Raw genomic sequence first — 16,814 nt, forward strand, 5'->3', positions numbered from 1 at the left:
AAAATGGCTGCAAATACTAGCGGAAAACCGCGTTTTTTGCATTACGTAATTCAAACAAATCTTTAGGTTGTAGGGCAATTTATGTTCTTTTCTCGCAAAGCCGAACCGGTAACCCAAAAGGTTGCTGCTATTTTAGCCAGCTATTTCAGTATGGATGAAGAGGAAACAGCTTCTTGGTGTAAAGCGACGTCTACCGATGGCAACGCCGAAGGCGTGCACGTCACATTGCCATTTTGTATCGATAGCCAGCTACCTGTGCTAAGCGATTTGGTGCTTGCTAAATTAAAAGCAGATTCAAAGCATGCGTTAACTGAGTCGCAGCTGTCTTTTTCAACCGAGATAACAAGCCAGCAAACGTCGTTGCCGCCAATCACTAACATTAAAAATATTATTGCGGTTGCCAGCGGTAAAGGCGGAGTAGGGAAGTCTACCACCAGTATTAACCTTGCCTTTGCCCTTATGAAAGAAGGCGCCAACGTGGGCATTTTAGATGCCGATATATACGGGCCGTCTATTCCTATTATGCTTGGCAATACCTCGGCGCACCCAGAAAGCGAAGACAATAAACACATGCAGCCGTTAATGGCACACGGATTGGTGGCAAACTCTATTGGGTACTTGGTTCCACAAGACGATGCGGCTGTGTGGCGGGGCCCTATGGCAAGTCGAGCCCTAACGCAATTATTAAACGAAACACTGTGGCCGGTGCTTGATTATCTCATTGTTGATATGCCGCCAGGCACGGGAGACATTCAGTTAACCATGGCGCAGCAGGTGCCACTTACCGCTGCCGTCATTGTTACCACACCCCAAGACCTCGCGTTAGCCGATGCACAAAAGGGCATTAGCATGTTTGAAAAAGTTGACGTGCCTGTACTTGGGCTAATTGAGAACATGAGTTACTACCAGTGCCGAGCATGTGGAACCAAAGACTACGTTTTTTCAAAAGACGGAGGAGAAGCGTTAGCCGAACGCCACGGCTTACCACTGCTCGGACAATTACCACTGGATATTCATATACGTGAACACGGCGACGCCGGAACGCCCTTGCTCATAAGTTCGCCAGACAGCCCTATATCAGCAAGCTACCAAGAGGCCGCACGGGCGCTATCAATGCAATTAGCCCTTACGCTTTCACCAAGAGAAGATGGCAATAAACACATTAAAGGCAACCCCATAGGCATAGTGGGTAGTTGATTCTTAATGGGCATAAACCTCACTTTGCAATTTTCTTGACGAAAGCAGGCAAAACACTCGCTCAGACAGTTGATTGGGCTGCCTTACATACGCATAATAGCCGCCTAATGAAATGAGGAATACATCATGCGTTTGTGTGACCGCGACATAAATCAATATTTACAAGAAGGGAAGATTGCCATCGACCCAACCCCTAATTACGACCAAATTAGTGGGGTAACGGTAGATATCCGTTTAGGAAATAAGTTTAGAGTGTTTGAAGAGCATCAAGCGCCTTATATTGATTTAAGCGGCCCAAAAGTTGAGGTTCAAGAAGCACTCGATCACGTGATGAGTGACGAGATTGAGCTGGAAGACGGCAAAGCGTTTTTTCTTCATCCTAAAGAGCTAGCATTAGCGGTTACGCTTGAGTCGGTTACTTTGCCCGATAACATTGTGGGTTGGTTAGACGGTCGTTCTTCACTGGCGCGACTAGGGCTAATGGTGCACGTAACGGCACACAGAATCGACCCAGGTTGGTCAGGCAATATCGTGCTTGAATTCTACAACAGCGGTAAACTGCCCTTAGCACTTCGTCCAGGAATGAAAATTGGGGCGATAAGTTTTGAAGTGTTATCTAGCCCAGCTGAAAAGCCTTACAACGCTAGAGTGGATGCGAAATACAAAGGGCAAGATGGCGCTATTGCAAGTCGCATAACCTCAGACGACCAGCATAAGTAACCCGAAAACCACGATTAAAGTGGTAAAGGGTAGTGCGTTTCCCGTCATTTACTGGTAGAAATTATAGTAGCGAATAAAAGCAATTATAAATGCGACAGGTAAATGGGAAGCGCAATGGACAGTCAGTCTCAAAAAGAAAATACTCCACACAACAATTTTCCCCTTAACAAAAAGCCCACACCCAAAAACCTCATTATTTTACTGGCGTTTGTTATCTCCTGTGTCAGTGGCCTAGCGTTGTGGTTTGTTGGGCAGCCTAAAGATATTGTTTTTACCGCAGCCATTACTCTATTTGTAGCCATTTTGTGGGTAACTGAAGCACTGCCAATTCCAGCAACCTCATTACTGCCCTTCGCACTATTCCCATTATTCGGTGTGCTGTCTCACAGTGAGGCGGCATCATCACTTGGCAGCCATGTCATTATTTTGTTAATGGCGGCGTTCATGCTTTCAAAAGCATTAGAGCGAGCCAATCTTCACAAGCGTTTTGCTATTTATATGCTGCGCTTAACTGGCAGTGGTAGCCCTATGAAGCTGATTTTAGGCTTTATGATAACCACCGCAGTGCTGAGCATGTGGATAAGCAACACCGCCACCATTTTAATGATGTTGCCCATGGCGATTGCCATTATTAACGCGGTCGACAACCCTCGTTTTGGCGTGGCGCTTATTTTAGGTATTGCCTATTCTGCAAGCGTTGGCGGGGTTGGCACACCAATAGGCACGCCGCCCAATATTATCTTCATGAGTGTTTACGAAGAAACCCAAGGCATGGAATACAGCTTCATCGATTGGATGAAAACAGGCATTCCTATTGTTATTGTTGCGGTACCCATGATGGCACTGTGGCTTGCTCGCGGTATTATTGTGGTGGGTAAAATAAACCTGCCTATGCCCGGTGAGTGGTCTCATGCAGAAAAGCGGGTTTTAGCTATTTTTGGCACCGTTGCTATGGCATGGATTTTTCGCCCCTTTTGGACTGCGTGGCTAGGGGTTGCTACCATCAGCGACAGCACTATTGCCGTAGCGGGTGTGGCGGCCATGTTTTTGACCAATAGTGGTAACGATAGTGGGAAGGTGAATGCCAAAGGCAATCGCGATAAGTTATTAGACTGGAAAACAGCAAATGATATTCCCTGGGGAATGTTACTGCTTTTTGCAGGTGGTATTTGTATTGCCAAAGCGTTTACTGCATCTGGGCTAAGCGTTTTAATGGGGACCTGGTTAACGGGCCTTTCATCATTACCGATAATACTGCTGGTGCTAGGTATTTGCTTATTTGTTACCTTTTTAACCGAAATTACGTCTAATACGGCCACGGCAACATTGCTAATGCCCATATTAGCAGCCGCCGGTGTAGCGGTAAGCGTAGACCCTAAGCTACTGATGATCCCCGCAGCAATTAGCGCAAGTTGCGCGTTTATGTTGCCCGTTGCGACAGCACCCAATGCTATTGCCTACTCAACAGAAAAGTTTGATATAAAAACCATGGCCCGAGAAGGTTTTGTGCTAAACGTTATCGTGGCATTAGTGGTTACTGCCGTGTGTTACGTCACGCTGGCATAGTTTGTTTTCAAAGAAGTGGTTAGCAATTAAGCGCTTGAGTACCTTAATTGCTAATTGTCGTTGCATTGTTGATTATTTTGAGTAGACTTACACGCTCTTTCGGTCGGTGTGTGGCGCAGCTTGGTAGCGCACTGTCATGGGGTGTCAGGGGTCGGAGGTTCAAATCCTCTCACACCGACCAATTCCTTACCTCAAAAACTTTTAAATTCAATGGATTAGCCTTTACGTTGTTTGGCTTATAATCCCAAATCCTTACTGTCTAAAATTTTTGTACTCACCGTGTGTACTCAAGAGTTTTAATCCGAACGGCCTCAAAGTCAAGCTGTAGGAGTGCTATAGCTAAATATGGCCAGACTTGGATTATACTAACTTGTGGTACGGTAATATCGATAAAAACGAAGATTCACCACGTAGTGCAAAACAGTTCGTTATCACCATTCGCTTTCCGACTGAAACCTGCCTGAGAAGATTTGCAACGCAAGTGATGCGTGAGGGTGACCTATAGGCAGTCTATTTATGTAAGTTGTCGGACTCACATTTGTATAATTAAGAAACGAGCGCAATAAATGCTCTGGTAATTGGGTGAACGCGGGAAGGTGACCGATAAGGTCATAGCCACATATACTTTCTAATGCAGCAATCAGGTGATCATAGAGGGGGGTAGGAAAGTGTGGCAGTAGGGTTCTGACGACAGCTTTATCGATATCCGAAGGTAAAAAGCTATTGGTCTCCTGACAATAAAAATTATAAAATGCCATTTCTAATTCAGCCTGTACGACATCAACATCATAATTCTCGGGCTTAAAGTACTGTAAACAAAATTTTAGAGCACGTTGATCCCTGTTAAGTATCAGAGATGTGATTGACGTTAACCACACTCCCTCTGAAATCGGGCTTTTGCAGCACTCATTTATTACATAGCGAAGAATTTGGTAGCAGCCATAATTAACGCTATCGTTGATCAACACACCTAACACTTTACTGTTCAAAAAGTATTGTTTGATAATGGCTTCCAACTCGGAAAAATCATGATCTTTCGAAGCGAGGCGTAGCACCGGAACAAAAAAGGAGGGTAATGAGAATTCATCTCCTCTGACTTTTGCACATATTTTAATTATTGATTTTCTGCTCATTTCAGTCATAAAGGCTTACCACGTTGATTTCAAACCTGAGTTGATTACAAAAGATGTAATCTCGCATCAGGTTTCTTTTTTATATCTTACTTTTCGCCGATGAACCGGATGATTTTCTTAAAATGTGACGCGCCTCACGCAAACTAAAAACAATGGTGGCAGTTGGTCGCTTTCTAACGATTTATTATTGTGCACAAGTAATATTGTTCGCAAAAATATTTGCTTTATGTAAATATATTTACACAACAAAAAGATAAAAACCACTATGAACACGTTGCTCAGTTGGCTTGGTAAAGCTGATGTTGAAAATATGCAAAAAGGAGAATTGGCTGCACTCGCGTCAATTGCGCTTAAGCACGAGCCAGTATTCGACAATATCATTATCCTCGCAAATAGCTGGCATGACAAAACGCTAGCTTATCATTCGTGGCTTTCTGACTTACTAAGTAAAAACGGCCGGCCCTGTGAGAGTCTTCAAGTCAAAAATGTTGAGTTGGTCAGCCCCATAGACTACGAAAGCATTCATGTAGCTACCGAATCGTGGATTACACCATTAGCTGACAAGAGCGATACTCTGTGTATCAATATTTCATCTGGTACACCAGCAATGGCAGTTATAAGTGTGCTGCTGGGGAAGGGAAAAGATAATACTTCCTTCTATCAATCTGCACCGGATAACACCATAGCCGAAGCTGTCATTCCACTTGATTTCGGACGAGAGTATGTAAAATCTGCTGCGAAGAATGCGGCTTCGAAAGCATTAAAGCTACCAAATACAGGGAAAGCTTTCTCTGCAATCACAGCAAAAAGTGCAGTGATGAAAGAGACTATTGCAGAAGCCAAAAATTTAGCTGCCAGCGATGTTCCAATACTGATAACAGGTGAAACCGGTACAGGTAAAGAAAATATGGCGAAAGCCATTCATCAGGCAAGTTTACGTGCCGACAAACCGATTAGGGTTGTAAACTGCGGAGCCATCCCGGAAACACTGGTCGATTCCATATTGTTTGGCCATACAAAGGGAGCGTTTACAGGCGCTATCTCAGATAAAGAAGGGATATTTGAACAGGCCCATGGGGGAACGTTATTTCTGGACGAAATTGGCGAATTAAGTGCCGGCGTGCAAGTGAAACTGTTACGTGCCCTCCAACAGGGTGAAATAAACCGTGTTGGCGATGATAAGACTATAAATGTTGATGTTCGGATCATCGGCGCGACTCACAGAGATCTCACGAAAATGATGATCGACGGAGAGTTTCGTGAAGACCTTTTTTATCGTCTTGCAGTTGGCATCATACAAATTCCAGCATTGAGAGAAAGAGCCGACGATATCCCGGTTTTGATAGATGAGTTTCAACAAACCATCAACCATACATGTAGCAAACAGCCCAATTATAAACGTAAAAAACTTTCCGAAAGCGCAATTAAATTTGTTGAAAGTCAACCGTGGCCGGGCAATATTCGTGAGCTTTGGAACACGATGAATCGCGTATTTATAACGTCAGGAAAATCGAATATTGAAGCAGAAGATATTCAAAAAGCCATGATAAAACGGGAGGCTCATAGCGATAATGCACAAATAAATCTCGCGTTTGGACAGCAGGTTGAGTTAGAGCAAATTATTGAAAAAACAAAGAAAAAATATATACTGGCAGCGTTAAAAGCTACCGGAAATCATCTTACTAGAACGGCAGAAATGCTCAGTCTCAGCAATCGACAGACGTTAAAAAACTGGATGAAAAGTCTGAAAATTGAATGAGAGAATCCACAGAAAAACAAATTTGGCATCAATTTCGCTCATACCAGAACAGGGATATTACTGAATGAAGCAATCTATGAGTTTTGAACATTTACAGCCTTGGCCTGAGTTACACCAGCTCGCAGCATTTGCGGAAGACTATGCGTGCAGTGACCCTCAAAGTGCGCTGGTGAAAATGCGTTGTCTCATGGAAAAGTTCGTCGGTGTTATTTACGCCAAGTTGAATCTGCCGGTTTATCCCAATGCTAACATCATGGATAAGCTCACCGCAGATGAGTTTCGAAGTGTTGTCCCAAAGCCCATTCAAGACAAACTGCATGCGATACGCAAAAGCGGTAATCGGGCAGCGCACGAAGGTAAAGTTAGTCAGCAGGACGCGGTTTGGATCCTCAAAGAGAGCTACTTTGTTTCCAGCTACTTTTACGTCGCTTTTTGTGGTGGCAAACGGGAAGACTTACCTGAGTTCAAAGCACCAGACTGTGAGAAAACTGCAACGCAGTCTGATGCCACGTTTACGCGTGAAAACAAGAAACTAAAGGCCAAACTTAAAGACAGTGAAGCTCGGCTGCAACAGGCGTTAGATGAACTCAAAGCGGCTGAACAAGCACAGCTGGCTGCGCAACAGGAAGCAGCAAAATTAAAGCAGGCCATTGATCAGAGCGCGATTCAAGCTGCAAAAGTCGGTTTTGAATCGATGTCTGGCTTTGACTTCAATGAAGCTGAAACACGAGCACGTATCATTGATATGGATTTACGTGCCGCAGGCTGGGATGTTTCACTAGATGATAGCAGTACTGAGGAAGTCGGTAAGGAAGTTGAGGTAACTGGTCAACCAACACAAACCGGCATCGGTTATGTTGACTACGTGCTTTGGGATGACGACGGTAAGCCATTAGCGCTGATCGAAGCAAAGCGCACCCGTGAGTCAGTGGAAAAAGGTCGTCAGCAAGCAATACTATATGCAAACGCGTTAGAGAAACAGTATGGCCAGCGTCCGGTGATCTTCTATTCAAACGGTTATGATATCCGCATTCTCGATGATGCGCAGGGTTATAACAGCAGAAACCTATACGGATATTACTCCAAAAGCAGCCTGCAATACCTCATTAAGCAGCGTTCGCTGAAAAAAGATTTAAATAGGACTCCCATTGATACGAATGTCGCGGGCCGGCTCTATCAAATGGAATCCATCTCAAGGGTGTGTGAGCGCTTTACCGATAAGCATCGTCGAGCACTCGTTGTGCAGGCGACGGGTACGGGCAAGACACGGGTGTCGATAGCATTAGCGAAACGCCTGCTGGAAGCAGGTTGGGCGAAGCGCGTGCTGTTTCTCTGCGACAGGAAAGAGCTTCGCAAGCAGGCGGGCAATGCGTTCAACGAGCACACCAACGAACCGCTTTATGTCGTTGGAAAAAGTAAAAAAGACGCCGCTGCCGGTGCCCGCGTATTTATCGCGACCTATCCCGGCATGATGCGCATCTTCCAGCAATACGATGTAGGTTACTTTGACCTTATCGTGGCCGATGAATCGCACCGTTCTATCTACAACATTTACGGCGACATTTTTAAATATTTCGATGCGCTGGAAGTTGGTTTAACTGCTACACCGGTAGAGATGGTGTCGCGTTCAACGTGTCAGCTGTTTGGCTGCGACTACAAAAAGCCTACCGCCAACTATCCATTAGAACTGGCAATCTCTGACGGTAATCTGGTGCCTTATAAGGTGGTGTCTTATACCACGCAGTTTTTACGCGATGGCATTAAGTCACAAAAGCTGACCGAAGAACAAATTGCGGAGCTGGAAGACCAAGGCATCGACCCTAACGAGCTGGATTTTGAGGCATCCCAAATCGACGAGGCAGTAAAAAACAAAGACACCAACCGTCATATTTTGCGTAACCTCATGGAAAAGGGACTGCGAGATGCCGATGGGCAACTGCCCGGTAAGTCCATTATCTTTGCCCGGAATATTGCCCACGCGGAACTGTTATCGACTCTGTTTGCAGAGCTGTATCCGCAGATGGGAGATAATTTCTGCCGGGTGATCCATTCAAAGTATGAACGTGCGGAAGAACTCATTGATGACTTTAAGTCGACCGATGAAAGCAGCGTTCGTATCGCCATTTCGGTCGATATGCTCGATACCGGTATTGATGTGCCGGAAGTGGTTAATCTGGTTTTCGCCAAGCCGATCAAATCAAAAGTAAAGTTCTGGCAAATGATTGGGCGTGGCACACGCCTATGCCCGAATCTTTATGGCGACGGGCAGGATAAGTCGCACTTCTTAATTTTTGACCACTGGGGTAATTTTGAATACTTCGATGAGGATCCGGATGAGGACGATGTCAGTCAGAGCAAGTCATTGTGTCAGCGTTTATTTGAAACCCGTTTGGCGCTGGCTGAAACTCTACTACAACGTGCTGAAATGGACGCCTTTGAAGACGTCGTTGGCCTAATTCACGAAGATATCTGTGCGCTTGATATGAACACGATTAGCGTGCGTGACAACTGGCAGGATGTCGAGGTGTGTAAAGATTTGGAGCGTCTTAAAACCTTCGCACCGCAAACGAAAACACGATTACAGGAAGTGATTGCGCCACTCATGCAATGGCGCAACATTATGGGGTTGGGCGAAGCACTGCGTTTTGATAACGAAATGGCGCAGTTACAGCTCATGCTGTTTACCAATAAAAGCAAAATAGATGTCGCCAAGCAGGCGTTGCTAGTTAAAGTGTCAAAGTTGCAGATGCATTTGAATGAAGTACGTGCACAGGCGGCAGCAGTACACAATATTCAGCAGGATGAATACTGGCAGGACTTAACGTTCCTCAGATTAGAGGAAAGCCGCAGAGCGTTACGCAGTATCATTCACCTGCGTAAAAAGGACACCTATGAGCCTCGACCAGAAGTCTTTATTGATGTAACGGAAGAGACCGACGGCATACAGGTGCAGGAGCGCAAGGCCAAAATCGTCTCGGTAGACTACGAAATCTTCCGTCGCGAAGTGGAAAAAACGCTGATGCCGCTGTTTGAAACTGATGCGGTACTTCAAAAAATTCGCAGTGGCGAACCTGTGACAGAAGCCGAGTTGGAGCAATTAAACGCACTGGTGCATGTGCAAAACCCCAACGTAGAGTTGAACACGTTAAAAGAATTCTTTCCTGAGTCGACAGAGACGCTGGATAAAATTCTGCGTACCATTGTCGGCATGGACAGAGTTGCCATCGAGCAGGCCTTTACTGATTTTGTCCAGCAGGTGCATACCCACTTGAACAGCAAACAGCAGCGCTTTATTACGTTGCTGAAAAATCACTTAATACGCTTCGGCACCATACAAGTTGAACAATTGTACGAGGCGCCGTTTACGCAAATTCATGACGGCGGTTTGGATGGGGTGTTCAGTGAAGCCCAAGCCGATGTGATTGCCCAGTTTGTGCAACAGTTTGGCGTGCAATTGGGGAATCGAAATCAGACCAGTCAACGGTCGCGCGATTAACTAAGATCGCGTGGCTCACTTATAAGCAGTAAAGAGAAAAGAATGATAACAGGACCACTAAAAAGCAAAATCGACAAGCTCTGGACAGAATTCTGGACCGGCGGTATTACCAACCCCTTAACGGTTATCGAGCAGGTCACATTTTTGATGTACGCCCGCATGCTCGACATGGCAGAACAGGCAGATGAAAAACGCAGTGCGCGTACAGGTAAACACTTTAATCGTCGCTTTACTGATGAGCAGCAGCATCTGCGTTGGCAGAACTTGCGTCACCTTGGTGCAGAAGAGCTGTATAAAACCGTTCGAGATGAGCTTTTTCCATACTTTGCTGAAACCTCAGGCAAGGGCGCATTGTTCAGCGAGTTTATGAAAGATGCGCAGCTGATGATTCAGAAGCAAAGCCTACTGGTGAAAGCGGTTGAGTTGATTAATGATTTGCCTCTGGAAAACTCAGACACTAAGGGTGATTTATATGAGTATCTGCTCAGCAAATTAACCACTGCGGGTATTAACGGCCAGTTCCGGACTCCGCGTCACATCATTCGCGCTATGGTAGAAATGGTCGATATGGATAAGACCAGCCGTGTGTGCGATCCCAGTACCGGGACAGGTGGTTTTCTCACTGTTTCTTATGAATACTTATTGGAAAAATATACCTCAGAAGAGGGTATTGAGCGCGAGCCCCTGTTTGACGAAAACGGCAGCCCCTTACTCTATGCTAGCGGTAAGCCGGTAGAGAATATGCTGTATTCGGGCGACCTGCTTGAGCCAGAGAGCAGGGAGCATATCGACACTGACATGTTCCATGGTTTTGACTTTGACGCCACCATGTTGCGTGTCGCCGCCATGAACTTAGTCATGCACGGCATTAAAGAGCCAGACATTCATTACCAAGATACACTTAGCCAAAGTTTTAGTGAAAAGTTCCCGAAAGAGGCAAAAGATGGTTTTGACATCATTTTGGCCAACCCGCCTTTCAAAGGTAGCTTAGACGAAGAAGATGTGTGCCCGAATGTGCTGCGCAAAGTCAAAACCAAGAAAACAGAGCTGCTGTTCGTTGCATTGATAGAGCGCATGCTCCGTGTCGGCGGGCAAAGTGCGACCATCGTGCCTGATGGCGTATTGTTTGGCTCATCTAAAGCGCACCAGCAATTACGGAAAATGCTGGTGGAAAATAACCAGTTGGAGGCGGTGATTTCTCTACCAAGCGGTGTATTTAAGCCTTATGCGGGGGTATCCACCGCCATCATAATTTTCACCAAGGGCGGCTCAACCGACCATGTCTGGTTTTACGATGTGCAGGCTGATGGTTTAAGTTTGGACGACAAGCGTACGCCTATTAAAGAAAACGACCTGCCGGATATGGTGGCCAAGTATAAGTCGCGGGATAAGTCCGTAGCTGATACTGAGCAGAACGATAAAACCCAGAAAGCGTTTTGGGTAAGCAAGGATGAGATAGAGTTGAATAAGTACGACCTTTCGATTAATCGTTACAAAGAAACGGTTTACGAGGCAGAAGAGTACGAAGAGCCCAAGGTCATTCTGGACAAGCTGGTGAAGCTGGAAGAAGACATTATGGCTGATTTAAAGTCATTGGAGGGCATGCTGTGATAAAACTTGGGTGCAGCGAGTCGTTGCCTAAAAATTGGTCATGGGTTGAAGCTGACGAAATCATGGACGTTAGAGATGGAACCCACGATTCACCCAAGGCTGTCGCAAATGGTATTCCTCTTGTTACTTCAAAAAACTTAGTAGGTGGTCAGATAGACTTCTCGACATGCAATTTTATTTCGCAGGAAGATCATGTCGCAATCGCTAGAAGATCAGCTGTGGAAAATGGAGACATTCTATATGCAATGATCGGAACTATTGGAAATCCTGTCATAGTGAAGAAGGATTTCGAATTTTCCATTAAGAATGTCGCTCTCTTTAAATTCGACAAGTCAGAAGAGGTTCATAACAGGTTTATATTTCATTTCTTAAATAGCAACCTAGCTACTCGCCAGTTCAATAGCAATTCTAGGGGAGGGACTCAAAAGTTTGTATCATTGGGCAATATAAGAGGACTACAGATACCGCTCCCCCCACTCGACGAGCAAAAACGCATTGCCGCAATTTTGGATAAGGCCGACGCCATTCGCCGCAAACGCCAGCAAGCTATCCAGCTCGCCGATGATTTTCTCAAAAGCGTCTTTCTGGATATGTTTGGACAAACGCTTAAGAAAGCAACAGGGAAGGTGCGTTTTGGTGATGTAGCAAAATTAGATGCAAAGATGGTAGACCCTCGCGAAGAGGATTTTCTTGATCTGTTGCACATAGGCCCGGATAGGATAGAGAAACATACAGGTAAACTATTACCCGCTAAAACAGCTAGGGAAGAAGGCTTAATTAGTAAAAAATTTCTATTTGATAGCCGTTATGTGCTCTACTCTAAAATTCGACCATACTTAAGAAAAGCTGCATTACCTGACTTTACAGCGCTTTGCTCTGCCGATATGTATCCAATCAAGCCGATGCAAGGAGTGGTTACACGCGAGTTTATCTGGTCGCTACTACTATCTAACTTTTTTGATAATTATGTGTCTTCTCTTCCCGCCCGAGCGAATATTCCTAAGATGAATAGAACTGAGTTGTCAAATTTTGAGTTTTCTTTACCTGAGTATGAGAAGGTTGAAGAATATTCCAAAATTGTGCGAGCAACTTTTGAGCGAGATAAAAAAACACTTAAAAGCTTACAATTCACAAATAATTTGTTTGCTTCTCTAAGCCAAAAAGTTTTTGCAGGAGAGCTGTAACTTAACAAGGATGTAAACTATGTCGGAGCAACCCGAAAACAAAAAATTAAAACGCATAACGATCAAAACAGAAAATGGCACTGGTCTAGGGGAGGTTTACAAACTGATTAGGAGTTGGTAACAGAAGAGTATTTTTGGAAAGGAAACCGCATGTAATTCAAGGGAAAATACTGACAAGAATGTCACTATCGACCCGAAGAAAACGTAGCTTGTAGTATCAAAGGAAAGATTTTGGCCACGATTTATCCAACGTTAGAAAACATTCAGAGATTGAAGGTTCCGCCAACAGATGGTGAACTGCACTTAGTTAAGTATTTAGAGGAAAACCTAGACGAGACCTATGAGGTCTTCTTTAATCCTTATCTCGATGGTGACCGCCCTGACATCATTATAATGAAGAAGGGGATCGGTGTATTTGTTATTGAAGTAAAAGACTGGGATCTCAGTCTATACACTATTGATGATAAAAACTCTTGGTCAGTCATGGCCGGTCAAGGAAGACAGAGAGTTAAATCGCCGCAATCACAAGCCTTCAATTACAAGAAAAACCTTTATGACTTGCATCTTCCCGTAGTTGGCATTCGCCGTCTAACGAACCCGAACTTTTACAATCTTGTTCATTGTTTCGTGTATTTTCACAAAGCAGATCAGGAACAGTTAGCCTCATTATATAAGCCAGTCCACAGCTCAAATGCTATGGATAGACAGCAGGTTCAAAATGATTATCGAAGCGGTACTATTCGCTTTGAAAAATACGAGCGTGTTAATGAGTCTTTGTTAAACAAAAAACGCCAAATCCAGCGAGATGAACGGATGTCGTTTGGCTACGACAGCATTAAGAAGCTGGTTAAAAAAATCAGAAATCAAGACAATCACGTTCTCTTTGACGAAGATGTTTATAGGGACTTTAAACGACGTTTGAGTCCATCTGAGCATGAAATCAAACAGGGTATTGATATTAAGTTGGACGATAAACAGAAACGTTTGACTTTAAGTGATAATGGTAAGCAAAAGATTAAGGGGGTCGCCGGTTGCGGAAAAACGACCATCTTAGCTAGCAGAGCGATTAACGCGCGAGGTCGTCATGGCTCAGAAGTGCTCATACTTACTTTCAATATTACTTTAAAAAATTACATACGTGATAAACTTAGCGATCTGCAAGGGGGGCGTGACTTTACTAGCTTTGAAATCTCAAATTACCATCAGTTTTTTAACTCACAACTCAATAACACATCACAGGACATAGTAGAGCTTGTTGCACGATACGGTCTGGAGCGACTGTATGACGTAGATTTGTTCAGTGAAAAAGATACAGTGAAGTATGACACTGTGCTCGTGGACGAAATTCAGGACTATAAGCCTGAGTGGGTAAAAATAATCAGAGACAATTTTCTGAAGCAAGATGGTGAAATGGTTTTGCTTGGCGATGATTCTCAAGATATCTACGCAAGAAACTCAGGCCGGTCGGCCGTTATCGCTCAAGGTTTTGGACGTTGGAACAAGTTAACGCGCTCTTACAGAACGAGTTATGACTCCCCATTGAATAGATTGTTCAAAGAGTTCCAGCTCAACTTTTTGATTGATAAATATTCCGACACGGACGTAATAGAGACACCCGCAGAACAATTGGGTATGGGATTCAGCCTCTTGAAACATGAAAAGCTGCCAACCGCAGATTTTGTAGAGTTAGCATTCGAGACGATTCAGGAGCTGATAAAGGCTTATGATTTACACCCAAATGACACCATCATAATTAGTTCGAAAATATTTCCGTTGCGAAAGTTGAACGATCTTTTGACTGCTAGAGAAAAGACTCACTGTATGTTTGAAACATATCAGGAGCTAGCTGCGATATTGGGTGTAGAACAGGGACTTCTAGAACAGATGACAGAACATGAAGTCAATAAAGAGATTTCTGCAAGTTCGAGTGAGGTTGAGCGAGTCAGACGCATAAAGAAAAATCATTTTTACGCAAATTCAGGCAACATCAAGCTGTCAACAACACATAGCTATAAGGGATTAGAAGCAAAAACAGTGTTTTACATCATGCTGGAAGAAGATGAGCCAGAACTTATTTATACCTCCATCACTCGCTCAACGGAAAACTTGGTGATATTGGACTCCGGGGGCAGAAGTGTCGCTTCATCTTTCTTTTCTAAGGCTATGAAATAAAAATAACCGCTAATAATTTTGCTTAATGGTAATTATATTTGCTATTTTAATTGGGTTGTATACAGTAATAACTCTTAAGGCTATGTAAAATATAGACTTTTCTTTTTGGCACGTAAGCTGCTCACATTATGGAAAGAATTTTTAATTTAGGGAAAATATCATGAGCGCCAAAATAATCATCAACTCCGACGACCATATTACCTGCCCATACTGCGATACACAGTTCCAACTGAGAGATGGAATCGCAAGTCATTTGATAGAGAAGCATGAGACTGACTTTTTAAAGCAACTCGAAGAGTCCAAGTCTGGGCTGGAAGAACAGATCCGAAAGGAGTTGGAGCGATCTTTGGTAAAAGACAAGGAAAGCCAAATCGAAGAGCTGACCCAGCAATTACAAGATAGTAGTGAGGCCGCTAAGAGGTTGGCGCAGCGCATTGAGCGAGAAAAGCAAAAGGCAGCAGAATTGGCCATTGAGAATATGAAACTGGAGAGTGACGAGCTCAAACATTCCATTGCCATGCAAAAAGAGCAAATAGCAGATTTTCGAAATAGGGAAATGCAGCTGAGGAAAGAAAAAGCATCTATTGAAGAAAGCCGAAAGAACTTGGAGCTGGAAGTGGCACGAAAACTCGATGAAGAAAAGAAGTCTATTCAAGAGAGTTTGGAGGAAAGCTTTAAGTTAAGAGAGGCTGAATACAATAAAAAGCTTTCTGATGCCGTGAAAGCGAATGAAGAGATGAAGCGAAAGCTTGCTCAAGGATCTCAGCAGCTTCAAGGTGAAGTGCTTGAGCTTGAGCTGGAATCACTTCTTGCCACTGAATATCCCTTAGACGAAGTGGAAGCTGTCAAAACGGGGGCGCGAGGTGCTGACATTATCCAAACGGTGAAAATGCGTTCGGGCACTGAGTGTGGGAAAGTGATATGGGAAACAAAGCGTACTGAGAACTGGAGTAATAACTGGATCAGTAAGCTTAAAACAGACATGCAGTCAGTTAATGGCAACATAGGTGTAATCGTAACAGAAGTGTTCCCGGCAGAAGAAAAGGGCTCGATGGTCATAAGAGACGATATTTGGTTAGTAAAGCCTAGTTTGGTGAAAAGTTTGGCTAACGCATTACGAATGCAATTACTTGAAGTGCAGAGACAAAAAGTAATTAGTACGGGTCGTGAACAACATATTGAGGCTGTTTATGACTATATTTGCAGTCCTCAGTTTCTTCAACGAGTAAAAGCAGTGGTTGATCACCAAAGAGTCATGAAGGAAGAACTTGAGAAGGAACGCAATGCCATGACTCGTATTTGGAACAAGCGCGAAAAGCAAATTGATGGGATCACGAACCAAATGATGTCAATGGCCGGTGAACTTCAAGGATTGGCTGATGATGGAATGCCGTTATTGGACCAGATAGGCGCTTTGGATTAAGTAAAAGGAGATTGCTATGTTAATTTCAGAGGCGTTCAAGGCATTCAAAGCTACGCAAAACAACGTGCAGTGGTCTGTATCGGCATTTAATGAAAAAGGTGAGCTTGTACTGAGTCTGTGGCACCAATTCTTTCAGCCGGTAACGGTTAACGGAGAGCGGGCTATGAAGTACGTTGATAGAGTCAGTAGATGGAGTGGCAATGGCAACTCCGAGTTTAGAGAAAAGCTTGATCTAGCAACTAAAAATGGGACAACAGTTCGCGCTATTATTGCAAAAACAAATTTACCGGAGGCAATTGCTCGTGGTGAGGACGCCAGTAAATATAAGAACACGTTCTCGCCTAAAATAGATTGGGTGGGTTCAATAACAAAATGGGATTCGGATAACTTTGAAATAGTTTTTTCAAAAGAAGCTTAAAACTACGCTGAAAACTAATGAGTTAGTCAGAAAAATTTGATAACGTTTTAAAGCGCTTCTCCAGATTAGTTAAGTCGTTGCCTTTAGTAGGATAATTGAGCACTCGTTGCTTAATTACACCGAAGCTGGCAATTG

General features: G+C 44.0%; 11 protein-coding genes and 1 tRNA gene. 11 read left to right on the forward strand and 1 reads right to left on the reverse strand.

From position 1 onward, the window contains the following. Positions 1-81: 81 nt before the first annotated feature. The 4 genes from apbC (at position 82) to V7R39_RS12875 (ending at position 3,664) form a co-directional block, all read left to right on the forward strand. Positions 82-1,197 (forward strand): iron-sulfur cluster carrier protein ApbC, encoded by a 1,116-nt coding sequence (apbC, locus tag V7R39_RS12860; RefSeq protein ID WP_334031151.1) that lies wholly within the window; start codon positions 82-84, stop codon positions 1,195-1,197. A 126-nt stretch (positions 1,198-1,323) separates the two neighbouring features. Next, the gene (gene dcd / locus V7R39_RS12865; RefSeq protein ID WP_163106762.1) at positions 1,324-1,917 is read left to right on the forward strand and encodes a dCTP deaminase; all 594 of its coding nucleotides are present in this window, start codon (positions 1,324-1,326) and stop codon (positions 1,915-1,917) included. A gap of 114 nt (positions 1,918-2,031) precedes the next feature. Continuing rightward, positions 2,032-3,483, forward strand: coding sequence for an SLC13 family permease (locus V7R39_RS12870; RefSeq protein WP_334031154.1), 1,452 nt, complete (start codon positions 2,032-2,034; stop codon positions 3,481-3,483). A gap of 104 nt (positions 3,484-3,587) precedes the next feature. Further along, a tRNA-Pro gene (locus V7R39_RS12875) sits at positions 3,588-3,664 on the forward strand. Between the two features lie 250 nt (positions 3,665-3,914). Here V7R39_RS12875 and V7R39_RS12880 read toward each other — a convergent pair. Beyond that, entirely contained in the window at positions 3,915-4,625 is a 711-nt protein-coding gene (locus V7R39_RS12880; RefSeq protein ID WP_334031156.1) for a hypothetical protein, read from the reverse strand. Positions 4,626-4,881: 256 nt separating this feature from the next. Here V7R39_RS12880 and V7R39_RS12885 point away from each other — a divergent pair, with 256 nt between their 5' ends. The 7 genes from V7R39_RS12885 (at position 4,882) to V7R39_RS12915 (ending at position 16,679) form a co-directional block, all read left to right on the forward strand. Next, positions 4,882-6,375, forward strand: coding sequence for a sigma-54 interaction domain-containing protein (locus V7R39_RS12885; protein ID WP_334031158.1), 1,494 nt, complete (start codon positions 4,882-4,884; stop codon positions 6,373-6,375). A gap of 64 nt (positions 6,376-6,439) precedes the next feature. Next, on the forward strand, positions 6,440-9,871 hold the full coding sequence (locus tag V7R39_RS12890; RefSeq protein WP_334031160.1) for a DEAD/DEAH box helicase family protein: 3,432 nt from the start codon (positions 6,440-6,442) through the stop codon (positions 9,869-9,871). 42 nt (positions 9,872-9,913) lie between these two features. Then, positions 9,914-11,482 carry a type I restriction-modification system subunit M gene (locus V7R39_RS12895; RefSeq protein ID WP_334031161.1) on the forward strand — a complete coding sequence of 523 codons (1,569 nt, stop codon included), beginning with the start codon at positions 9,914-9,916 and terminating at the stop codon, positions 11,480-11,482. Continuing rightward, positions 11,479-12,666, forward strand: a complete 1,188-nt coding sequence (locus tag V7R39_RS12900; protein WP_334031162.1) for a restriction endonuclease subunit S — start codon at positions 11,479-11,481, stop codon at positions 12,664-12,666. The genes V7R39_RS12895 and V7R39_RS12900 overlap by 4 nt, the downstream gene beginning before the upstream one ends. A 231-nt stretch (positions 12,667-12,897) precedes the next feature. Beyond that, the gene (locus V7R39_RS12905) at positions 12,898-14,838 is read left to right on the forward strand and encodes a nuclease-related domain-containing DEAD/DEAH box helicase (RefSeq protein WP_334031163.1); all 1,941 of its coding nucleotides are present in this window, start codon (positions 12,898-12,900) and stop codon (positions 14,836-14,838) included. A 160-nt stretch (positions 14,839-14,998) separates the two neighbouring features. Beyond that, on the forward strand, positions 14,999-16,261 hold the full coding sequence (locus V7R39_RS12910; protein ID WP_334031164.1) for a DUF2130 domain-containing protein: 1,263 nt from the start codon (positions 14,999-15,001) through the stop codon (positions 16,259-16,261). Positions 16,262-16,277: 16 nt separating this feature from the next. Continuing rightward, the gene (locus tag V7R39_RS12915) at positions 16,278-16,679 is read left to right on the forward strand and encodes a hypothetical protein (RefSeq protein WP_334031165.1); all 402 of its coding nucleotides are present in this window, start codon (positions 16,278-16,280) and stop codon (positions 16,677-16,679) included. Positions 16,680-16,814 lie beyond the last annotated feature (135 nt).

The organism is Alteromonas sp. P256, from assembly GCF_036864455.1.
Lineage (GTDB): Bacteria > Pseudomonadota > Gammaproteobacteria > Enterobacterales > Alteromonadaceae > Alteromonas.

Coding starts and splice junctions, on each gene's coding strand:
- V7R39_RS12895 (WP_334031161.1), top strand. CDS start 9,914: ATGATAACAGGACCACTAAAAAGCAAAATCGACAAGCTCTGGACAGAA.
- V7R39_RS12915 (WP_334031165.1), top strand. CDS start 16,278: ATGTTAATTTCAGAGGCGTTCAAGGCATTCAAAGCTACGCAAAACAAC.
- V7R39_RS12890 (WP_334031160.1), top strand. CDS start 6,440: ATGAAGCAATCTATGAGTTTTGAACATTTACAGCCTTGGCCTGAGTTA.
- V7R39_RS12870 (WP_334031154.1), top strand. CDS start 2,032: ATGGACAGTCAGTCTCAAAAAGAAAATACTCCACACAACAATTTTCCC.
- V7R39_RS12910 (WP_334031164.1), top strand. CDS start 14,999: ATGAGCGCCAAAATAATCATCAACTCCGACGACCATATTACCTGCCCA.
- dcd (WP_163106762.1), top strand. CDS start 1,324: ATGCGTTTGTGTGACCGCGACATAAATCAATATTTACAAGAAGGGAAG.
- V7R39_RS12880 (WP_334031156.1), bottom strand. CDS start 4,625: ATGACTGAAATGAGCAGAAAATCAATAATTAAAATATGTGCAAAAGTC.
- V7R39_RS12885 (WP_334031158.1), top strand. CDS start 4,882: ATGAACACGTTGCTCAGTTGGCTTGGTAAAGCTGATGTTGAAAATATG.
- apbC (WP_334031151.1), top strand. CDS start 82: ATGTTCTTTTCTCGCAAAGCCGAACCGGTAACCCAAAAGGTTGCTGCT.